This is a genomic window from Methylorubrum suomiense (assembly GCF_022179765.1).
Classification (GTDB): Bacteria; Pseudomonadota; Alphaproteobacteria; order Rhizobiales; family Beijerinckiaceae; genus Methylobacterium; species Methylobacterium suomiense.
On sequence record NZ_BPRE01000008.1, the window covers coordinates 246,807 to 263,057 of the forward strand.

Sequence of the window (16,251 nt, forward strand, 5' to 3'; positions counted from 1 at the left end):
GGGTCAGGCCGCGCCGTAGCGATCGGCGACCAGCGCGTGGACGAGGCGCGCGGTCTGCACCTCGCCGCCTTCCGGTCGGCCGGGCTTCGAGGACGGATTCCAGCCGTACAGATCGAAATGAAGATGGGCTCCGGTTTTGGGGGCGAAGCGGCGCAGGAACAGGGCTGCCGTGATCGCACCGGCAAAGGGGCCGCCCGACACGTTGTTCAGATCGGCGATCTTCGAGTCGAGCAGGCTTGCGTAGGGCGGGTGCAGCGGCAGCCGCCAGACGGGATCGTGGACCTTGGCGCCGGCCTCCGCGACCGCCCGCGCCAGCCCCTCGTCTCCGGTGAAGAAGGCCGGCAGATCCGGGCCGAGGGCGACGCGTGCGGCCCCCGTGAGGGTGGCGAAATCGATCAGCAATTCCGGTTCGTCGGCCTCGGCGAGCGCCAGGGCGTCGGCGAGAATCAGGCGGCCCTCCGCATCGGTGTTGCCGATCTCGACGGTGAGGCCGGCGCGCGAGCGGATCACATCGCCGGGGCGGAAGGCCTCACCGGAAATGGCGTTCTCGACGCTCGGCACGATGAGGCGCAGCCGGATCGGCAGGCCATCGCCCATGATCATCTCGGCCGCCGCGAGCGCCGCCGCGGCGCCGCCCATGTCCTTCTTCATCAACAACATGCCGGCCGACGGCTTGATGTCGAGCCCGCCCGTGTCGAAGACCACACCCTTACCGACAAGGGTCACACGGGGTGCGCCCTCCGGCCCCCACGTCAGATCGATGAGGCGCGGCGCCCGCGGCGAGGCCGCACCGACGGCGTGGACCAGGGGGAACTCCGTCCGCAACGCCTCGCCCGTGACGACCGAAACGGTGGCGTTGAACCGCTCACCGAGACCGCGGATCGCCGCCTCGATCTCCGCAGGTCCGAGATCGTTCGAGGGGGTGTTGATGAGGTCGCGGCCCGCGGCGACCGCCGCCGCGATCCGCTCGATGCGGGTCGCATCGACCCCGTCCGGCACGACCAAGTGGGGCCGGGCCGGGCCGGGTTTCCGGTAGCGCTCGAACTTATAGCTGCCGAGGAGCCAGGCCAGCGCCGCTTCGGCGGGATCGATCCCCTCGGCCGGTAGGAGGCGGTAATCGCCCGCGGGGAGCAGTCCGGGCAACTTGCCGGTCAGGAAGCGGTCGAACGTCACCGCCGCCGGATCGCCGAGGCCGAACAGCACGCGGGCCAGCGACCCGTCCTCGGCGGGGAGAAGGGCGAGCCGCCCGGCCTTGGGTGCGAAGCCGCTCGCCGAGGCGAAGCCGCGCTCGATCGGCGCCAGAGCATTCTGCAGCGTATCCCAACCGGTCTCGCTGACGAGGTGGACCGGGATCGCGTCGGCGCCGGGAGCGAGAAGAGCCTGAGACATGCGGTGCGGGCGAGCTTAACCGGTGATTAGGGTTAATTCTCTATCACCCCGGGGTCGGCAGGGCGCAAGCGCGGGCCGGCCGCAGGTATGGAGAGGTGACATGATACGGACCGTCAGCGCAGAAGCGGGCGCGGCCCGGACCGTCCGCTCCCGGCGCCTGATCGCCGCCGCCCTGATCGGCCTGGCCGCCTCGGCGTGCCAATCGCGCTCGCCCGAGACCACGGGCTCCATCGGTTCCTCCCTATTCGGGATCGCCCGTCCGGAGCGGTCGGCACGGGCGGACATCGACGGGCTCGCTGCCCGCTACAATGCCGATCCGAACGACCTTCGAACCGCCATGCGCTACGCCGATGCCCTGCGGGCGACGGAGCAGCGCTCCCAGGCCGTCGCGGTGTTGCAGCAGGCGGCCCTGCGGAACCCCAAGGATCAGGCGGTGCTCGCCGCCTACGGCAAGGCGCTCGCCGATGCCGGACGCTACCAGGAGGCCAACGAGGTTCTCCAGAACGCCCACAGCCCGGCGCAGCCCGATTGGCGCGTGCTCTCGGCGCAGGGCATGGTCGCGGATCAGACCGGCGACCATGCCCGCGCCCAGGGCCTCTACGAGGCGGCACTGAAGATCGTCCCGGAAGAGCCGCGCGTCCTGTCGAATCTCGGACTGTCCTACGCGCTCTCGCGCCATCTCGATCTGGCCGAGGAGACCCTGCGCCGTGCCGCCGCCCAGCCCAGGGCCGATGCGCGGGTGCGCCAGAACCTCGCTCTCGTCCTGGGGCTGAAGGGGCGCTACGACGAGGCGGAAACCGTTCTGCGCCAGGATCTCGGCCCCGCGGAAGCGGCCGCCAACGTGCAGTCCCTGCGGGCGATGTCGGGGCGTCCCGGCGGCGCCAAGCCCGCGCGGACGGCCGGACTCGCGCCGGAGCGTTGACCGGTCTCCATTCTCTCGGCGCTGGATGTCGTTCCGATCCGTCGCGACCTTGACGAATCCGGTGCGCCTCCCCTATAGGCTCGCCACTCCCATAGGACTCCGCCGCTATCGATTGACGCGTGGGTTCGACGCCCTCGGCGCGAAAGCCGTGCGGCTTTGCCGGATACCAGAGCGCCGAGACCCGGCCAAACGTTGACAGGACTGTAACGATGTCGCGTCGCTGCGAACTCACGGGCAAGGCCGTTCAGGTCGGTCACCTCGTGAGCCACTCGAACCGGAAGACCAAGTGCCGGTTCCTGCCGAACCTCTGCAACGTCACGCTGCAGTCGGATGCCCTTAACCGTCGCGTCCGCCTCCGGGTGACCGCCCACGCGCTCCGCTCGGTCGAGCATCGTGGTGGTCTCGACGCCTTCCTGGTGAAGGCCCGTGAGGTCGAGCTGTCGCAGACGGCCCGCCTGCTCAAGCGCGACATCGAGAAGAAGCTCGCTGAGACCGCGACGCCTGCGGCTGCGTAAGCCGCGCGGGCTCCGCCGGGCCCACGCCTCGACCGTGTTCCGAAGGCCACCGCAGGCGTACCACGCCCCGGTGGCCTTCGCCGTTTCGGCGCGTGCCGCCACGATTCGGGGTCTTGCCGCGCGATGACCGCGCTCACCCTCATCCTTCCGATCTTCGGGCTCGTGATCGTCGGTTGGCTGGCTTCGCTGTCCGGTCTGATCTCGGAGCGCGTCGGCGACGGGCTGTCGGAATACGTCTTCGCCCTCGCCGTGCCGGCGTTGATCGTCGCGACGCTGACCCGGCCGGGCCTCTCGGGCGAGATCGCCTGGGGGTTCTGGGCGAGTTACTTCGGCGGGGCCGCGCTGGCCTGGGCGGCGGGATCCCTGATCGGGCGGCGCACCAAGGGCGTGGATCGCCGCGGCGCGATCCTGCACGGCTTCGCCGCGAGCCAATCGAACACCGTCTTCGTCGGCGTGCCGATGATCTTCCAGGCCTATGGCGAGGCCGGAGCGTTCCCGCTCTTCATGCTCCTCGCCGTCCACCTCCCGTTGATGATGGGAGCGGCGACTTTCCTGATCGAATCGGAGGGGGGCCGACCGCTCGGACAGCGCCTGAAGGCGCTCGGGCTCGTGCTGGCGAAGAACCCGATCTTCCTCGCGCTCCTCCTCGGCGGCGCCATGAAGGCGCTCGGCCTGTCCTTTTCCGGCATCCCGAAGACCCTGGTGGATGGGCTGGCCGGCACCGCCTCGACCTGCGCGCTGATCGCCCTCGGCGCGGGCCTCACCCGCTACCGGGTGCTGCACGATCTGCCGGGAGCGAGCGTCGTGGCGGCCCTGAAGCTCGGGGTGCATCCGCTCGCGGTCTACCTGCTGGCGTTCCACGTCTTCATGATGCCGCCCGCCTATGCCGGCGTCGCAACCCTGTTCGCGGCGATGCCGGTGGGCATCAACGCCTACCTGCTGGCAGCGCGCTACCGCACGGAACAGGGCTTGGTGGCCGCTGCCGTCCTCGTCTCGACGCTCGCGGCCGCGGCGACCACCGTGGGCTGGCTGCTGCTGCTCGGCCGCGGTTGAACCGCGTCGCCTCGCGTTGACCCGCGGGGCGCCCCTCCATAGGGTGCGCCCTCTCGCGCCCCGGCCGCCCCATGGGCCGCCCGGCGCCCTTGCTCCCATGCGACCGAAGCCGTTCCCGATGTCCGCCCCCCAACTCGACCCCGACATTCTGGAGGCCGCCGCCTCCGCCGCCGCATGGCCGTTCGAGGAGGCGCGCAAACTCGTGGCGCGGCTGGAGCGCAAGCCGAAGGCGGAGGTGCTGTTCGAGACCGGCTACGGCCCCTCGGGACTGCCGCATATCGGCACCTTCGGCGAGGTCGCCCGCACCTCGATGGTGCGCCACGCATTCCGGGTGCTGACGAAGGATGCGGTGCCGACCCGGCTGATCGCTTTCTCGGACGACATGGACGGCCTGCGGAAGGTTCCGGACAACGTGCCGAACCGCGAGTTGCTCGCCGGCGCCCTCAATCTGCCCCTGACCAAGGTACCCGACCCGTTCGGCACGCATGACAGCTTCGGCGCCCATAACAACGCGGAGCTGCGCCGCTTCCTCGACGCCTTCGGCTTCGAGTACGAGTTCCGCTCGGCGACCGAATGCTACCGCTCCGGCGTGTTCGACGATGCGCTGCGCCTGGTGCTGGAGCGCTACGAGGCCGTGATGGCGATCATGCTGCCGTCGCTGCGCGCCGAGCGTTCGGCTTCCTACTCGCCGTTCCTGCCGATCCATCCAGTGACCGGTCACGTGATGCAGGTCGCGATCGACGAGGTGCGTCCCTCGTCCGGCACCATCGTCTGGCGCGATCCCGCCACCGGCGAAGCCTACGAGACGCCGGTGACGGGCGGGCATGCCAAGCTGCAATGGAAGCCCGATTGGGCGATGCGCTGGGTTGCGCTCGGCGTCGATTACGAGATGGCCGGCAAGGATCTGATCGACTCGGTCAAGCTCTCGGGCCAGATTGCCCGCGCGCTCGGCGCCGAGCCTCCGGAGGGCTTCAACTACGAACTCTTTCTCGACGAGAAGGGTCAGAAGATCTCGAAGTCGAAGGGCAATGGTCTGACGATCGACGAGTGGCTGACCTACGCGACGCCTGAATCGCTCGCCCTGTTCATGTACAACAAGCCGCGGGAGGCCAAGCGCCTGTTCTTCGACGTGATCCCGCGTCACGTCGACGAGTACGACAATTTCCTGGGACGCTTTCCCGGCCAGGAAGCCAAGCACAAGCTCGGCAATCCGGTGTGGCACCTCCACGGGGGCAACCCACCCGTGCCGGAAGCCATCGACGAGGCCGGGACCACGCTCTCGTTCGGCATGCTCCTCAACCTCGTGGCGGTGGCCAATGCCGAGGACGAGGCGGTTCTGTGGGGCTTCATCCGCCGCTACGCCCCGAATGTCGGCCCGCAGACGCATCCACGGCTCGCCGCCCTCGTGACCCGCGCGCTCGCCTATTACCGGGATTTCGTGCGCCCGCAGAAGCAGTACCGTGCTCCGACCGAGGAGGAGGCCGCCGCCCTGCGCGATCTCTCTCAGACGCTGTCCGAGCACGAGGGATCGACCGACCCGGAGGCGCTGCAGGCCGCAGTCTACGAAGTCGGCCGCCGGCATTTCCCCGACCTCTCCGGCAAGGCCAAGAGTCCGGATGGACGCCCCGGCGTGGCGAAGACGTGGTTCGCCTCGATCTACAACGTGCTGTTCGGCGAGGCGCAGGGACCGCGTTTCGGCTCGTTCATCGCGCTCTACGGCGTGGCCGGCACGCGGGCGTTGATCGAGAAGGCGCTGAGCGGGGGGCTCGTGGCGGAGCATCTGCTCTTTGCTATATCAAATGAACGCAAATTTGAAAAAATGTAATTCATAAAATTTGCAGACGATATCATGATAATATCTTTCTATGTGCTTTCTATATTTTCAATGTTACTAGGAGGAGTTTCGTCTTATTTTCACGGTATTTACTCCAAAAAATCCGAAAAAATTAAGGAACGTGTCGCTGAGTTTTTTCGCAATGCATTTATTCAAGTGGCTGCGATGCTTTTTGCATTAGCAACAGCGCTCGTTGTTTACAACAACGGAAGAATGGAAAAAGAATTAGAAGCAAAAAATTTTGAACAGTCTTCAATCAGCACAACACTTGCGATACGTTCCGCGGTGATTGAAAAGGGTTTACGCCAATTTTTGCGGGAAAAAAATATCTATTATGTATGGTCGGTCTGTCCGCCAACGAATTCTGAAGATGATCAGAGAAATGTGCGAAACTTTCAAGGCATGTCTGACGCTTGCAAGGAGAAAATTGTAAGTATTGCCAATGAAATTGTAAGAAATCAGCAATCTACAAAAGAGTACCTGCGGGCGACGATTGAATCTGTTGATTTGAGAGACGATTGGTCAAAAAACCCATTTTTGCAAAAATATGTTGACAGAAAAGTGTTAAAAAGATTTTTGCAGATACAAGAAACTATGGAATTCAACGCGGAAAGAGTATTAGCTACAGCTTCCGAAATCGAACAGACAGAAATATCAAAAGATAAATTTGTAAATTTGATATACCTTATTATGAATTATAGCAATAATATGAATTTGTTTAAAAAAAATTCAATACTATATTTGATCACATTTTACGCATCTTTCCAGAACGTAAATGATAAATCTGACAGTGCCATAAAATTTCAGGAAAGATTAAAAGATTACACGGCCCAAAATAATCGCATGCTGTCTGAGATTTCGTTGGAAGGATTCGTTAATTCGATAATGAAGCAAGTCGATACTTGCAATTTTCAGGGATTAGTGTGTGACGAGGCCGTTAGAAGCATTGTCAGTCGCCGCTATATTCTGGATTGATACTTGCTTGTATCTATCTAACTATCCAATAATTGCGTCATGTCTAACCAATTTGTACTATGCCATTTTCTATAAAATGCCGCCGCGCGCATACGAGCAAAGCGTTCAAGCCTGGTGAGCAGGGTTGATCACAATACTCAGGCCCGGCGGTTCGAAGTCGCCATCCGGCGCGTGCGGCATCGCCAGCGCGTCTACAATATTGCGTTGAGGCTGCGCGAGCCGCCGATAGTTCTCGATCGCCAGGAGGGCATGCGTGGGCCGACCGCCATCGGCGATGAAGAACAGCGCGGACTGAGCCGCCTTCAACGCTTGGTGCCATTTCCGGCATGTTCGGGTCGTGATGTTCATCGCGATCCTTCTCCATCGAAGCCGAAGATCATGCCGTCAAGATGCTCGCGCGGAAATCGGTAGCATGGCGCCCTGGATCGCATCAGCTCCGCCTCGCGATGACGGTGCGGGCCATCCTCACCGTCATCGCCAGCTCGCCGCTTCACACCCCCCCCGCCACCGCAATGCCCACGGCATACGCCAGCAGATTCCACAGCGAAAATACCCGCCCCAGCAGCAGTTGTCCCGCCAGCGGCAGCCGGAAGGCGTCGAGCCAGGGTGTGTGGACAAGGCGAAAAAACTCAACCGCAGCCGAGACGGCGAGCGGGATGAGCGCGAGGCGGCGCACCGCGGCGCTAGGCCTCACGACGGCGAGCAGCCCATAGACCATCGCCCCCCACAACGTGGAGCCGGCATACTTCACCACACCCGTCGGCAGGCCGAGCGGCAGGTACCGCACGGCGATTCCCGATGCGATCACGGCGGCGACGGACAGGATCAGGACGGGGCGGCGGGTTCCGGCATCGACCATGGCGGGCGCTTGCGTTAAAGGGTCGGGCACGCCCGGTATCACCCGCGGCCCTCACACACGAGTTCCATACCAGATGCGCGCCGAGATCGAGCAGGCCTCGGATGCCGCCAAGCAGTCTATAGGGCTGCTGAGGAGGCATCTTTGACTGGGATACCGTTGATAAACGCCTCGCGGAGCTGAATGCCGCGTCCGAAAACCCCGACCTCTGGAACGATGCCGAGGCCGCGCAGAAGGTCATGCGCGAGCGCCAGCAGCTCGACGAGGCCGTCACCGCCATCCGGAAGCTCGAGCAGGATCTCGAGGACGCCGCGACGCTGATCGAACTCGGCGAGATGGAGGGGGATCAGGCCTCCATCGCCGAGGGCGAGGCGGCGATCAAGGCTATCGAGAAAGACGCCGCGAGCCGTCAGGTCGAGACCCTGCTGTCGGGCGAGGCCGACGGCTTCGACACCTATCTCGAAGTCCATGCGGGCGCGGGCGGCACCGAGAGCCAGGACTGGGCCAACATGCTGCACCGCATGTATTATCGGTGGGCAGAGCGGCGGAAGTTCAAGGTCGATATCGTCGAGATGACCGATGGCGAAGAGGCCGGGATCAAGGGCGCGACGCTCCTGATCAAGGGTCACAACGCCTATGGTTGGCTCAAGACCGAGTCCGGCGTTCATCGGCTGGTGCGCATCTCGCCCTACGATTCCAACGCGCGGCGCCACACCAGCTTCGCGAGCGTGTGGGTCTATCCGGTCGTCGACGACCGGATCGAGATCGAGATCAAGGAATCGGATTGCCGCATCGACACCTATCGCTCGTCGGGCGCCGGTGGACAGCACGTCAACACGACCGACTCGGCGGTGCGCATCACGCATAATCCGACCGGCATCGTCGTGGCCTGTCAGCAGGAGCGCTCGCAGCACAAGAACCGGGCGACCGCCTGGAACATGCTGCGCGCCCGCCTCTACGAGGCCGAGTTGCAGAAGCGCGAGGAGAAGGCCAACGCCGAGGCCGCCGCCAAGACGGATATCGGCTGGGGCCATCAGATCCGAAGCTACGTGCTCCAGCCGTACCAGCTCGTGAAGGACCTGCGCACCGGCACCCAATCGACCGATCCGGACGAGGTGCTCGACGGGGATCTCGACCCGTTCATGGAAGCCTCGTTGGCGCAGCGCGTCTACGGTGGCAGCGAAGCGGTCGACGATATCGACTGAACGATGCGAACGGCTCCGGTCTCGACCGGGGCCGTTCTCACATCCGGGCCCCTCAATCCGCGAAAACCAGTTCGGACCCCGCCCGGAGGAAACGCTGCGGATCGACCGGCTCGCCGTCGATCCGGGTCTCGTAATGCAGGTGGCTGCCGGTGGAGCGACCGGTCGAGCCGACGAAGCCGATGACGGTGCCGGCCTCGACCCGCTGACCGACCAAGACCGCGGTGCCCGACAGATGGGCGTAGCGGGTCACGAGCCCGTGTCCGTGATCGACCTCGACCATGTTTCCGTACCCGCCGGCATATTCGGCCGCCGTCACTCGCCCGGCGGCGGTGGCACGGGCCGGGGCGCCGATCTCGGCGCGCATATCGACGCCGGTATGAAGCGCCATCGCGCGGGTGAACGGGTCGAGCCGCGTGCCGAAGCTGCTGGTATAGGCGATCTCGCCCGGCAGCGGCTGGCGGAAGGGGAGGGCGGCGGTGACCCGGCGCAGATGCGTCTCGTCCTCGATCTGGCGCCGCGCCTCGGCGAGATTCGTCTCGAAGCCGTCGGCCGGCAGCGGCACCAGGGGACCGCCGACGCCACCCATCGCCGGTTCGAAGCGCGCAGGGTTCAGGCCGGTCCTGGCGATCAGGTTGCGGAAGCGGTCGGCGCTGTCTCCGGCTCTCTGGGCGACGCGGGCCACGGCCCGGGATTGGCGCTCGGCCACGTGGTCCAGGCTCCGCTCCAGCCGCGCCAGACGGGCCAGGATCGTCGTGTCGAAGTTCTCAGCTCGGTCAACGGCGCGACCCCCGGACCATTCGCCGGAATGCATCCGCAACTCGGGCGTCGGGAACGGCTTCTGCGGTCGCGTCGGCATGGGCGGCGGCTCGACGGATGGAATGGAGCCCGTGGTGGTCACGTCGCTCTCGGCGGCCGCACCGGGAAGGCCGGTCAGGATACCCTGCCGCCGTTCGATCACGGCCTGCCGCTCGGCCAATGTGGAGAGCCGGGTCTCGATGGCGCTGCGCGTGGCCGTATGGTCTGAGGTGGCGCGGTCGAGGGCACGCTGGAGTGTGTCGACCCGCTCTTCGTAGGTGTATTGCATCGCGCTCTGGCGCGACACGAAGCGGGCCAGCATCTCGTCGTGGAAGATCAGGTAATAGCTGGCCGCTCCGGCCCAGGCGGTGGTGAGCGTCAAGCCAAGCCCGAGAGCCGCCACGAGACGCGTGTGCAAGACGGGCTTGAGGCTGCGCGAGGCGGAGTGGGGCATGGGCGAGGCGACCGCTTCGGAGAACGAGGCGATCACAACCCATTAAGGTTAAGGAAGGCTTCGGCCCGTCTCGCCGGTCTCTTCGCGATCGCGGTCGTCTCGTCTGACCCCATGACCGGTCCGACGACGCAGGAATCCCGACTCTCGTCGCGCGGGGCGCTGCGCCCCGTCCGGGATCCAGGTGAGCGCGGCGCCGATGGTGTCAGGCCAGGGCGCGGGCGGCCTCGAGCACCTCCTCGACATGGCCCGGCACCTTCACCTTCGGCCAGACGCGGGCGATGGTGCCTTCGCGGTCGATCAGGAGTGTGGTCCGCTCCACGCCCATATATTTGCGGCCATACATGCTCTTCTCGACCCAGACGCCATAGGCCTCCAGCATCGACTTGGCCTCGTCCGAGGCGAGGGGAAAGGTCAGGCCGTATTTCGCCCGGAATTTGTCGTGGCTCTTCACCGAATCCGGGGAGACGCCGATGACCCGGGTCTCCGCTGCCGCGAAGGCTTCGAGAGCCGCGTTGAAGCCCTGCGCCTCCAAGGTGCACCCGCTCGTGTCGTCCTTCGGATAGAAGTAGAGCACGATCTTGTGACCCCGAAGTCCCACAAGACTGACGGTCTCTCCGCCCGCACCAGGTAAAGTGAAATCGGGCGCAGGTTGACCGGGGGCGACGGACATCATGCCTTCCTTTCGGCCGATTGATGGTGTGCCCTCCTGAAGCACGGATCACCCGGCAGACGCCATGCCGGAAGGGCCGAATCCTGAGGACAGGCACCTGCGACGGTGGCCTCCGACCGGCCTCCCGGCGGCAGCAGCGAACGAGTGGATGGATCAGGAAACGGCCAGGACCCTGCTTCAGGAAGCGGTCGAGCCTGCATCCTGCAAGGCTGTCCGGCGGCGGCGCTGGCCCCTGCTTTGGAGCGCCGTCGTCCTCGTCTTCCTGTCCGGGCTCGGAACGGGGCTTGCCTACTTGCGGCTGTCCCAGGGGCCGCTGCGCATCGACGGGCTGACCCAGCGCGTCGCCGAGGCGATCGCCGGCAGCGTCGGACCGGGATGGCGCGTCACGCTGAACGACAGCGCCCTCGAACTCGACCCCGAATCGTCCCTGGCTTTGCGCGTCGGTGGGCTCGACGTCTACAATCCGGAGGGGGCGCTGGTGGTCCGCGCACCCCTCGCCGTCGTCAGCCTCGATATGTGGGGCCTCCTGCGCCTCTCGGTGCAGCCCCGGTCCATCGAGTTTCGTGACCTGCAGATGACCGCCCTCGTCCATGACGACGGCTCCATCGCCTTCGCGGCCTCCGCACCCTCCCAGGCGGACGCCGCCAAGCCGCATACCCTGCCGAGCGTCGACGCCGCCCGCGGCCAGATCTCCCCGGTCTCGGCCGCCGTCGCCTCGATCTTCGGCGTGGTCCTCGATCCCGCGGGCGTCATCGGGGCGTTGGATCGCGCGCGCATCACCAATGGGCGCCTGACGCTGGTGGACGACGACGCGCGTCACCGCGCGACTTTCGAGCAGGTCAACGGTCTGTTCCACCGGGGCGGCGGCGACGGCGCACGGATCTTCGAACTGCGCATCGACGGGCCGAACGGCGAGTGGCGCTTCGGCGGCAAGGTCCATGATGAGCGCGAGGGCCGACGCGTCGGCATCATCACCCTCGACGACCTGCCGGTCAGCGATCTGCTGCTGCTGTCGGGCCAGTCGAAGATGCCGATCGAGACCGATCTGAAGCTCTCGGCCAAAGCCGATGTGGCGCTCCGGGGAAGCCGCATCGAGACGATGACCTTCGAGGTGAAGAGCGGGGAGGGCCTGTTCGTCGTCGACGAGAAGGATTTCAACCCCGTCGTGATCGAGCAGGTACGGGCCGAGGCGCGCTGGGACGAGGCCCGTCGCGCCCTCGACGTCACGGCGATCGACTACAGGGGGGGCGGCAACGAGGCTCACCTGACCGGTGCCTTCGCCATCGGACCGCCGGGCGCGGAGGATGCCTGGACCTTCGATTTCGCCGGCAAGGACGTGATGCTGCGCGGCGCGGCGCGCTACGACCCGTCCTTCCGTATCGGCGACGTGGCGGGTCGGGTCACCGGCCGGGCCGGCGGCGTGAACATCGATTCGTTGACGCTTTCCGGTAACGGCGTGAATGGCCGCCTCAGCGGCACGATCGGCACGGCCAAGGACGATGATGGCATCACGCTGTCCATCGTCGCTCAGAACACCGATGGCCGCACCGCTCTGCGCCTCTGGCCCGAGAACATCGCCCCGGCCGTGCGAAACTACCTCGTGGACGAGCTGCGCAGCGGGCGGCTCGACAGCGCGAACATCAAGGTCGACCTGAGCGGGAGCGAGCTCGCCGCCGCCACACGCGGCGACCCGATGCCGGATCACGGCCTCGCCGCCTCCTTCTCTGTATCGGACGCCTCGCTCACCATTTCGAAGGATGCGCCGCCGCTGAGTCATGGCCGCGTTTCCGGTGTCGTCACCGGGCGAACCACGACGATTCAGGGAGCGACCGCCGAGGTGCGGCTCTCCGACACTCGCGCGCTGACCATCTCCGACGGGTCGTTCCTGATCCGCGACCCGCAGCCCGACAAGATCGTGGCCCAGCTCGGCCTCAGGCTCTCCGGCAGCGCCGATTCCCTCGCGGCGCTCCTCGAGACGCGGATGTTCAAGGGGCTGACCGGCACCGAGATCGATCCCAGCACGATCAAGGGCAAGGCGGACCTGCGCATCGACGTGCCGATGAATCTCAAGCACGTGCCCGACCTCGCCGAACTCCCCGTTACGTTGACCGGTACGCTGACCGATCTGTCGATGGACAAGGCGGTCGGTAAGGATCGGTTCGAGTCCGGCCGCTTCGCGATCTCGTTCGACCGCAACGGCTTTGCCCTGAAGGGCGACGGACGGTTGGCCGGAGCACCGGTCACGATCGACCTCAAACAATCGAAGCCCGGCGCTCCGGGCGAGGCCGTGGTGACGCTCCCCCTCGACGACGCGTTCCGGGCCAAGCGCGGCCTGCCCACAGCGCCTCAGCTCGCGGGCACGATCCCGGCCCGGGTGATCGTCCCGATCGGCCACCCGGCCTCGGCGGGAAAGCCCCCGATCCGGATCGAGGCGGACCTGACCAGGGCGTCGATCGACGGATTGCTGCCCGGTTGGTCCAAGGCCTCGGGCAAGACCGGGCGGTTGACCCTGGCGATGATCGAGGGCGCCAACGGGCAGATGGAGCTGCGCGACATCGCCCTCGACGCGGCGCCCACCCTGGCGCGGGGCAGCGCCACGATCTCGGCCGAGGGCGGCCTGGAGCGGGCCGATCTCAGCGCCTTCAAGCTCTCGCCCGGCGACGACATGCGGGTGAGCGTCGACAAGGCCGGCAACGGTTACAAGGTCGTGGTGAAGGGGGGCGTGGCCGACGCGCGCCCGTTCCTGAAGAACATGACCGGATCGGACCAGAAGGGCGGCAAGGATTCGGGCAAGGACGTCGATGCCGAGATCGGCGTCGCGATCCTGTCGGGCTTCAATGGCGAGGCGCTGACCAATGCGTCGGTGAAGGCGAGCGTGCGCAACGGGGATATTCGCACGGCTCAGTTCCGCGGCCGGTTCGGATCGGCGCCCGTCACCGCGAATGTCGCAAAGGGCGATCGTGGTCAGCCGCTGCTCATCCTCGAATCGTATGATTCCGGCGCGACGCTGCGTTTCCTCGACATCTACAAGCGCATGTATGGCGGCCGCTTGGCACTGAGCCTCTATCTCAACGACGGGCCTCAGGCCGGAGTCGTCCAGATCAAGGAATTTGCCCTGCGCAACGAGCCGGCTTTGTCGAGCATCATGGCGCAGGGCCCGGCCGACGGGCGCCGGGGCGCGCCCAACGCCAACGATGTCGCCTTCGACAAGATGCGGGCGAACTTCACCCGGGCGGGATCGCGGGTGAGCTTCACCGATGCCGCCATTTCCAACGCGGCCATGGGATTCACGGCCGGCGGCTGGCTCGATACCGCCAAGGAGCGCACGCAGATCGACGGCACCTTCGTGCCGCTCTACGGACTCAACAACGTGGTGGCGCACGTGCCGCTGGTCGGGCCGCTCCTCGCGGGCGGCAGCAACGAGGGTCTGTTCGCGGTCAATTTCAACGTGTCGGGACCGATCGCCAAGCCGACGGTGAGCGTGAACCCGCTCTCCGCCGTGGCTCCCGGATTCCTGCGCAAGCTCTTCGGGGCGGGAAACGGTGAGGCCTTCGCCAATGGCAACCCGTCGCCGACGCCGGAGCAGTAGGCCCCGCGGTCCCTCAAAACGGATCAGCCGAACGGGTTCGCCACTGTCGTAGTAACTTCGGGCTCCTCCGCCACCGCCTCCGGCAGCGACTCACCGTCCAGGGTCGAGACGATCGCCTCGAACAGGGCCTTGAGTTCGCGCGCGCGCTTCAGGCCCGCCTGGTCGCGGGTGATGTCGACCGAACCGTGGAGGGCGATGCGCGCCGTGCCGTTCTCGATCGTGAGATCGGCGAAGGTCCGGACGGCGGCATCGTCCGCGAAGGGGACGAAGGCGGAATCGGCTTTGCGGCGGGTCATCGCGCCTCGCTCCATCAGAAGATCGCACGCATCACTTCGCGCCAGATGCGTTTGAGCGCATCGTGGGCCAGTCGCTTCAGGAAGTCGCCGAAGGACTCGCCGCGTGCCTCGCCCCGGGAGAATTCACGCGGTTCGGGCAGATCCATGGTCTTTGCCTTGGCGGCTTCTGGAAGGCCGGGGAAGACGTCGATACCGGCGATGTCCTGCAGCGTGGCGAGGGAGACCGCCTTCCACGATCCTCCGGCCTCGTTCGGGGCGAGATAGGCTCCGGCTTCGCCGGTGCGGGGATCGTAGATCGCCTTGTAGAGCTGCGTCGGCACCAGCACGCGGTTCTTGATCGTATCGACCGAGCGACCGGAAAACACGGGGCCCGTCACGACGAACACTTCACCGCGTTCGGAGGCGAGGCGTCGAACGCTCTCCTCGATGCCCGCCCAGAGGCCCCGATTGGCGGCGCGGTTCTGCGGCACGATGTTGGCGAGGCTGAAGGACTGACCCTGCGCCGCCGCACTCGGCATGTCGCCCGCGGGCGCGAGATGGCCCCGGTCGAACCCGCTATGGACGTAGTCGGACAGGTTCGCGCGATCATCCTCCGGGAGGCGATCCTCTTCGTGGAAAGCGTCCTCCCGCTCGACCCGTCGGGCGGCGGCGACGCTGGCGCGGGTCAGCCGTTCCGCCGCGTAGAGCGGCGTGCGCGAGATGCCGGAATGCAGCACCGCGAAGGCGTCGAAGCACAGTGCGGTGGTTCGCTCTCGAAGCTTCGGATTGGTCAGGAGCGGGGCACGACCCTGCGCGAAGAGCGCGGGGCAGGCTGTCGTCGCTTCCGCGAAGGCCGGGCGCAGACCCGGCAGGCTCATCAGCAGGGCAAGGACGAGAACGAGGCGGGACACGGGTAAGGAGCGGGGCATGCTTCTGCGCCGATCCCTAGAAGCAGACCCGGACCCGACGTGGGCCCGACGGGGTATAGCGCCAGCGAATGCCGCACGGTCGGCCCAGCGCGCCCTGCTCGGTGCCGTCGAATGGTCGCACGTCTCGATCCGGCGGTCCCGGCGGACGGCGGCAGCGGATGGGCCACGCACAGGTCCGCGGGCGGCCGATCCCGGAGCGGCCGGCATCGGCTGCCGCTGCGGGCAGGACGGTCGGGACCAGGATCGCGAGAGCGAGAACCGGACGGGCGAAAAGAGGAATCATCGTACCGGAACCACCCTCACGAGACGGCACGATGTTGATCGAACCGCCCGAACTTCATACTTGGAGCCCAGCAAGGCGCGAAACAGCGGGCTTCCCTTAACTGTAAGGGTGGCCCGGATGCGCGAATCCTGCGGAATGCTGGGCCGCTGTTGCAGTCGGATCATGGCATCCTGTGACCGGATCGCGTTAGTGTGCCTGTTCGAATGTCTTCTAAACTGCGGATGCGCCGCAGATCAGGGGACACGCGGGATTAGGCGGAGCGGTCCGCGATCCGGGTGCGACGCTGTTGGCGCCGCCCGGTCGGGAGCCGCCCGAGCGGCCGGGCCGCTGTGAGAGATATGGGTGACGACGTTGGCACTAGCGGACACGACGATCCTCGAGGGTCTTGAGACGCCCGACCGGCTGCGGCTCCTGCCGGAGAGCGAGCTGCAGAAGGTGGCGGACGCGGTGCGCGCCGAGATGATCGACGCGGTGTCGGTCACCGGCGGCCATCTCGGCTCGGGGCTC

15 protein-coding genes are annotated in these 16,251 nt (G+C 66.1%); 8 read left to right on the forward strand and 7 right to left on the reverse strand.

The features are described 5' to 3' along the window. Positions 1-3 precede the first annotated feature (3 nt). Positions 4-1,389, reverse strand: a complete 1,386-nt coding sequence (locus MFF26_RS14995; RefSeq protein ID WP_137829266.1) for a leucyl aminopeptidase family protein — start codon at positions 1,387-1,389, stop codon at positions 4-6. 100 nt (positions 1,390-1,489) lie between these two features. Between MFF26_RS14995 and MFF26_RS15000 the strand changes: the two genes are divergently transcribed. The 5 genes from MFF26_RS15000 to MFF26_RS15020 all read left to right on the forward strand — a co-directional run bounded on the left by MFF26_RS15000 (position 1,490) and on the right by MFF26_RS15020 (position 6,688). After that, a complete protein-coding gene (locus MFF26_RS15000) occupies positions 1,490-2,311 on the forward strand; it encodes a tetratricopeptide repeat protein (protein WP_137829265.1) in 822 nt (273 codons plus the stop codon). A gap of 209 nt (positions 2,312-2,520) precedes the next feature. Continuing rightward, a complete protein-coding gene (rpmB, locus tag MFF26_RS15005) occupies positions 2,521-2,826 on the forward strand; it encodes a 50S ribosomal protein L28 (protein WP_137829264.1) in 306 nt (101 codons plus the stop codon). A gap of 123 nt (positions 2,827-2,949) precedes the next feature. Continuing rightward, entirely contained in the window at positions 2,950-3,879 is a 930-nt protein-coding gene (locus MFF26_RS15010) for an AEC family transporter (protein ID WP_238308144.1), read from the forward strand. 118 nt (positions 3,880-3,997) lie between these two features. Then, on the forward strand, positions 3,998-5,704 hold the full coding sequence (locus MFF26_RS15015) for a lysine--tRNA ligase (protein ID WP_137829262.1): 1,707 nt from the start codon (positions 3,998-4,000) through the stop codon (positions 5,702-5,704). 24 nt (positions 5,705-5,728) lie between these two features. Beyond that, entirely contained in the window at positions 5,729-6,688 is a 960-nt protein-coding gene (locus tag MFF26_RS15020) for a hypothetical protein (protein ID WP_137829261.1), read from the forward strand. A 105-nt stretch (positions 6,689-6,793) separates the two neighbouring features. On the opposite strand, the gene MFF26_RS15025 is transcribed toward MFF26_RS15020, so the two are convergent. Together MFF26_RS15025 and MFF26_RS15030 are read right to left on the reverse strand one after the other, a co-directional pair. Next, entirely contained in the window at positions 6,794-7,036 is a 243-nt protein-coding gene (locus MFF26_RS15025) for a type II toxin-antitoxin system Phd/YefM family antitoxin (protein WP_137829260.1), read from the reverse strand. A gap of 142 nt (positions 7,037-7,178) precedes the next feature. After that, positions 7,179-7,547 carry a ribosomal maturation YjgA family protein gene (locus MFF26_RS15030; protein WP_137829259.1) on the reverse strand — a complete coding sequence of 123 codons (369 nt, stop codon included), beginning with the start codon at positions 7,545-7,547 and terminating at the stop codon, positions 7,179-7,181. A 73-nt stretch (positions 7,548-7,620) separates the two neighbouring features. Between MFF26_RS15030 and prfB the strand changes: the two genes are divergently transcribed. Then, positions 7,621-8,749, forward strand: a protein-coding gene (gene prfB, locus MFF26_RS15035; protein WP_137829258.1) for a peptide chain release factor 2 whose coding sequence is annotated in 2 segments (ribosomal slippage) — positions 7,621-7,689 and positions 7,691-8,749 — 1,128 coding nt in all. Because the reading frame shifts where the segments join, the coding sequence is not laid out codon by codon here. A 52-nt stretch (positions 8,750-8,801) separates the two neighbouring features. On the opposite strand, the gene MFF26_RS15040 is transcribed toward prfB, so the two are convergent. After that, entirely contained in the window at positions 8,802-9,998 is a 1,197-nt protein-coding gene (locus tag MFF26_RS15040; RefSeq protein WP_137829257.1) for a M23 family metallopeptidase, read from the reverse strand. 202 nt (positions 9,999-10,200) lie between these two features. Next, on the reverse strand, positions 10,201-10,668 hold the full coding sequence (locus tag MFF26_RS15045) for a peroxiredoxin (RefSeq protein ID WP_137829256.1): 468 nt from the start codon (positions 10,666-10,668) through the stop codon (positions 10,201-10,203). Between the two features lie 148 nt (positions 10,669-10,816). Here MFF26_RS15045 and MFF26_RS15050 point away from each other — a divergent pair, with 148 nt between their 5' ends. Beyond that, positions 10,817-14,257 (forward strand): YhdP family protein, encoded by a 3,441-nt coding sequence (locus MFF26_RS15050; protein WP_137829255.1) that lies wholly within the window; start codon positions 10,817-10,819, stop codon positions 14,255-14,257. Positions 14,258-14,280: 23 nt separating this feature from the next. Here the strand turns inward: MFF26_RS15050 and MFF26_RS15055 are convergent, their stop codons facing one another. Together MFF26_RS15055 and MFF26_RS15060 are read right to left on the reverse strand one after the other, a co-directional pair. After that, entirely contained in the window at positions 14,281-14,553 is a 273-nt protein-coding gene (locus tag MFF26_RS15055; RefSeq protein ID WP_137829254.1) for a hypothetical protein, read from the reverse strand. 14 nt (positions 14,554-14,567) lie between these two features. Beyond that, positions 14,568-15,410, reverse strand: a complete 843-nt coding sequence (locus tag MFF26_RS15060) for a DNA/RNA non-specific endonuclease (RefSeq protein WP_238308153.1) — start codon at positions 15,408-15,410, stop codon at positions 14,568-14,570. A gap of 685 nt (positions 15,411-16,095) precedes the next feature. Here MFF26_RS15060 and MFF26_RS15065 point away from each other — a divergent pair. After that, on the forward strand, positions 16,096-16,251 hold a 156-nt coding region (locus MFF26_RS15065), incomplete at its 3' end, for a 1-deoxy-D-xylulose-5-phosphate synthase N-terminal domain-containing protein (RefSeq protein WP_238308154.1).

What these genes read in the sequence shown, in the direction of transcription:
- MFF26_RS14995 (WP_137829266.1), bottom strand. Translation starts at nt 1,389, where the DNA reads ATGTCTCAGGCTCTTCTCGCTCCCGGCGCCGACGCGATCCCGGTCCAC.
- MFF26_RS15000 (WP_137829265.1), top strand. Translation starts at nt 1,490, where the DNA reads ATGATACGGACCGTCAGCGCAGAAGCGGGCGCGGCCCGGACCGTCCGC.
- rpmB (WP_137829264.1), top strand. Translation starts at nt 2,521, where the DNA reads ATGTCGCGTCGCTGCGAACTCACGGGCAAGGCCGTTCAGGTCGGTCAC.
- MFF26_RS15010 (WP_238308144.1), top strand. Translation starts at nt 2,950, where the DNA reads ATGACCGCGCTCACCCTCATCCTTCCGATCTTCGGGCTCGTGATCGTC.
- MFF26_RS15015 (WP_137829262.1), top strand. Translation starts at nt 3,998, where the DNA reads ATGTCCGCCCCCCAACTCGACCCCGACATTCTGGAGGCCGCCGCCTCC.
- MFF26_RS15020 (WP_137829261.1), top strand. Translation starts at nt 5,729, where the DNA reads ATGATAATATCTTTCTATGTGCTTTCTATATTTTCAATGTTACTAGGA.
- MFF26_RS15025 (WP_137829260.1), bottom strand. Translation starts at nt 7,036, where the DNA reads ATGAACATCACGACCCGAACATGCCGGAAATGGCACCAAGCGTTGAAG.
- MFF26_RS15030 (WP_137829259.1), bottom strand. Translation starts at nt 7,547, where the DNA reads ATGGTCGATGCCGGAACCCGCCGCCCCGTCCTGATCCTGTCCGTCGCC.
- MFF26_RS15040 (WP_137829257.1), bottom strand. Translation starts at nt 9,998, where the DNA reads ATGCCCCACTCCGCCTCGCGCAGCCTCAAGCCCGTCTTGCACACGCGT.
- MFF26_RS15045 (WP_137829256.1), bottom strand. Translation starts at nt 10,668, where the DNA reads ATGTCCGTCGCCCCCGGTCAACCTGCGCCCGATTTCACTTTACCTGGT.
- MFF26_RS15050 (WP_137829255.1), top strand. Translation starts at nt 10,817, where the DNA reads ATGGATCAGGAAACGGCCAGGACCCTGCTTCAGGAAGCGGTCGAGCCT.
- MFF26_RS15055 (WP_137829254.1), bottom strand. Translation starts at nt 14,553, where the DNA reads ATGACCCGCCGCAAAGCCGATTCCGCCTTCGTCCCCTTCGCGGACGAT.
- MFF26_RS15060 (WP_238308153.1), bottom strand. Translation starts at nt 15,410, where the DNA reads ATGAGCCTGCCGGGTCTGCGCCCGGCCTTCGCGGAAGCGACGACAGCC.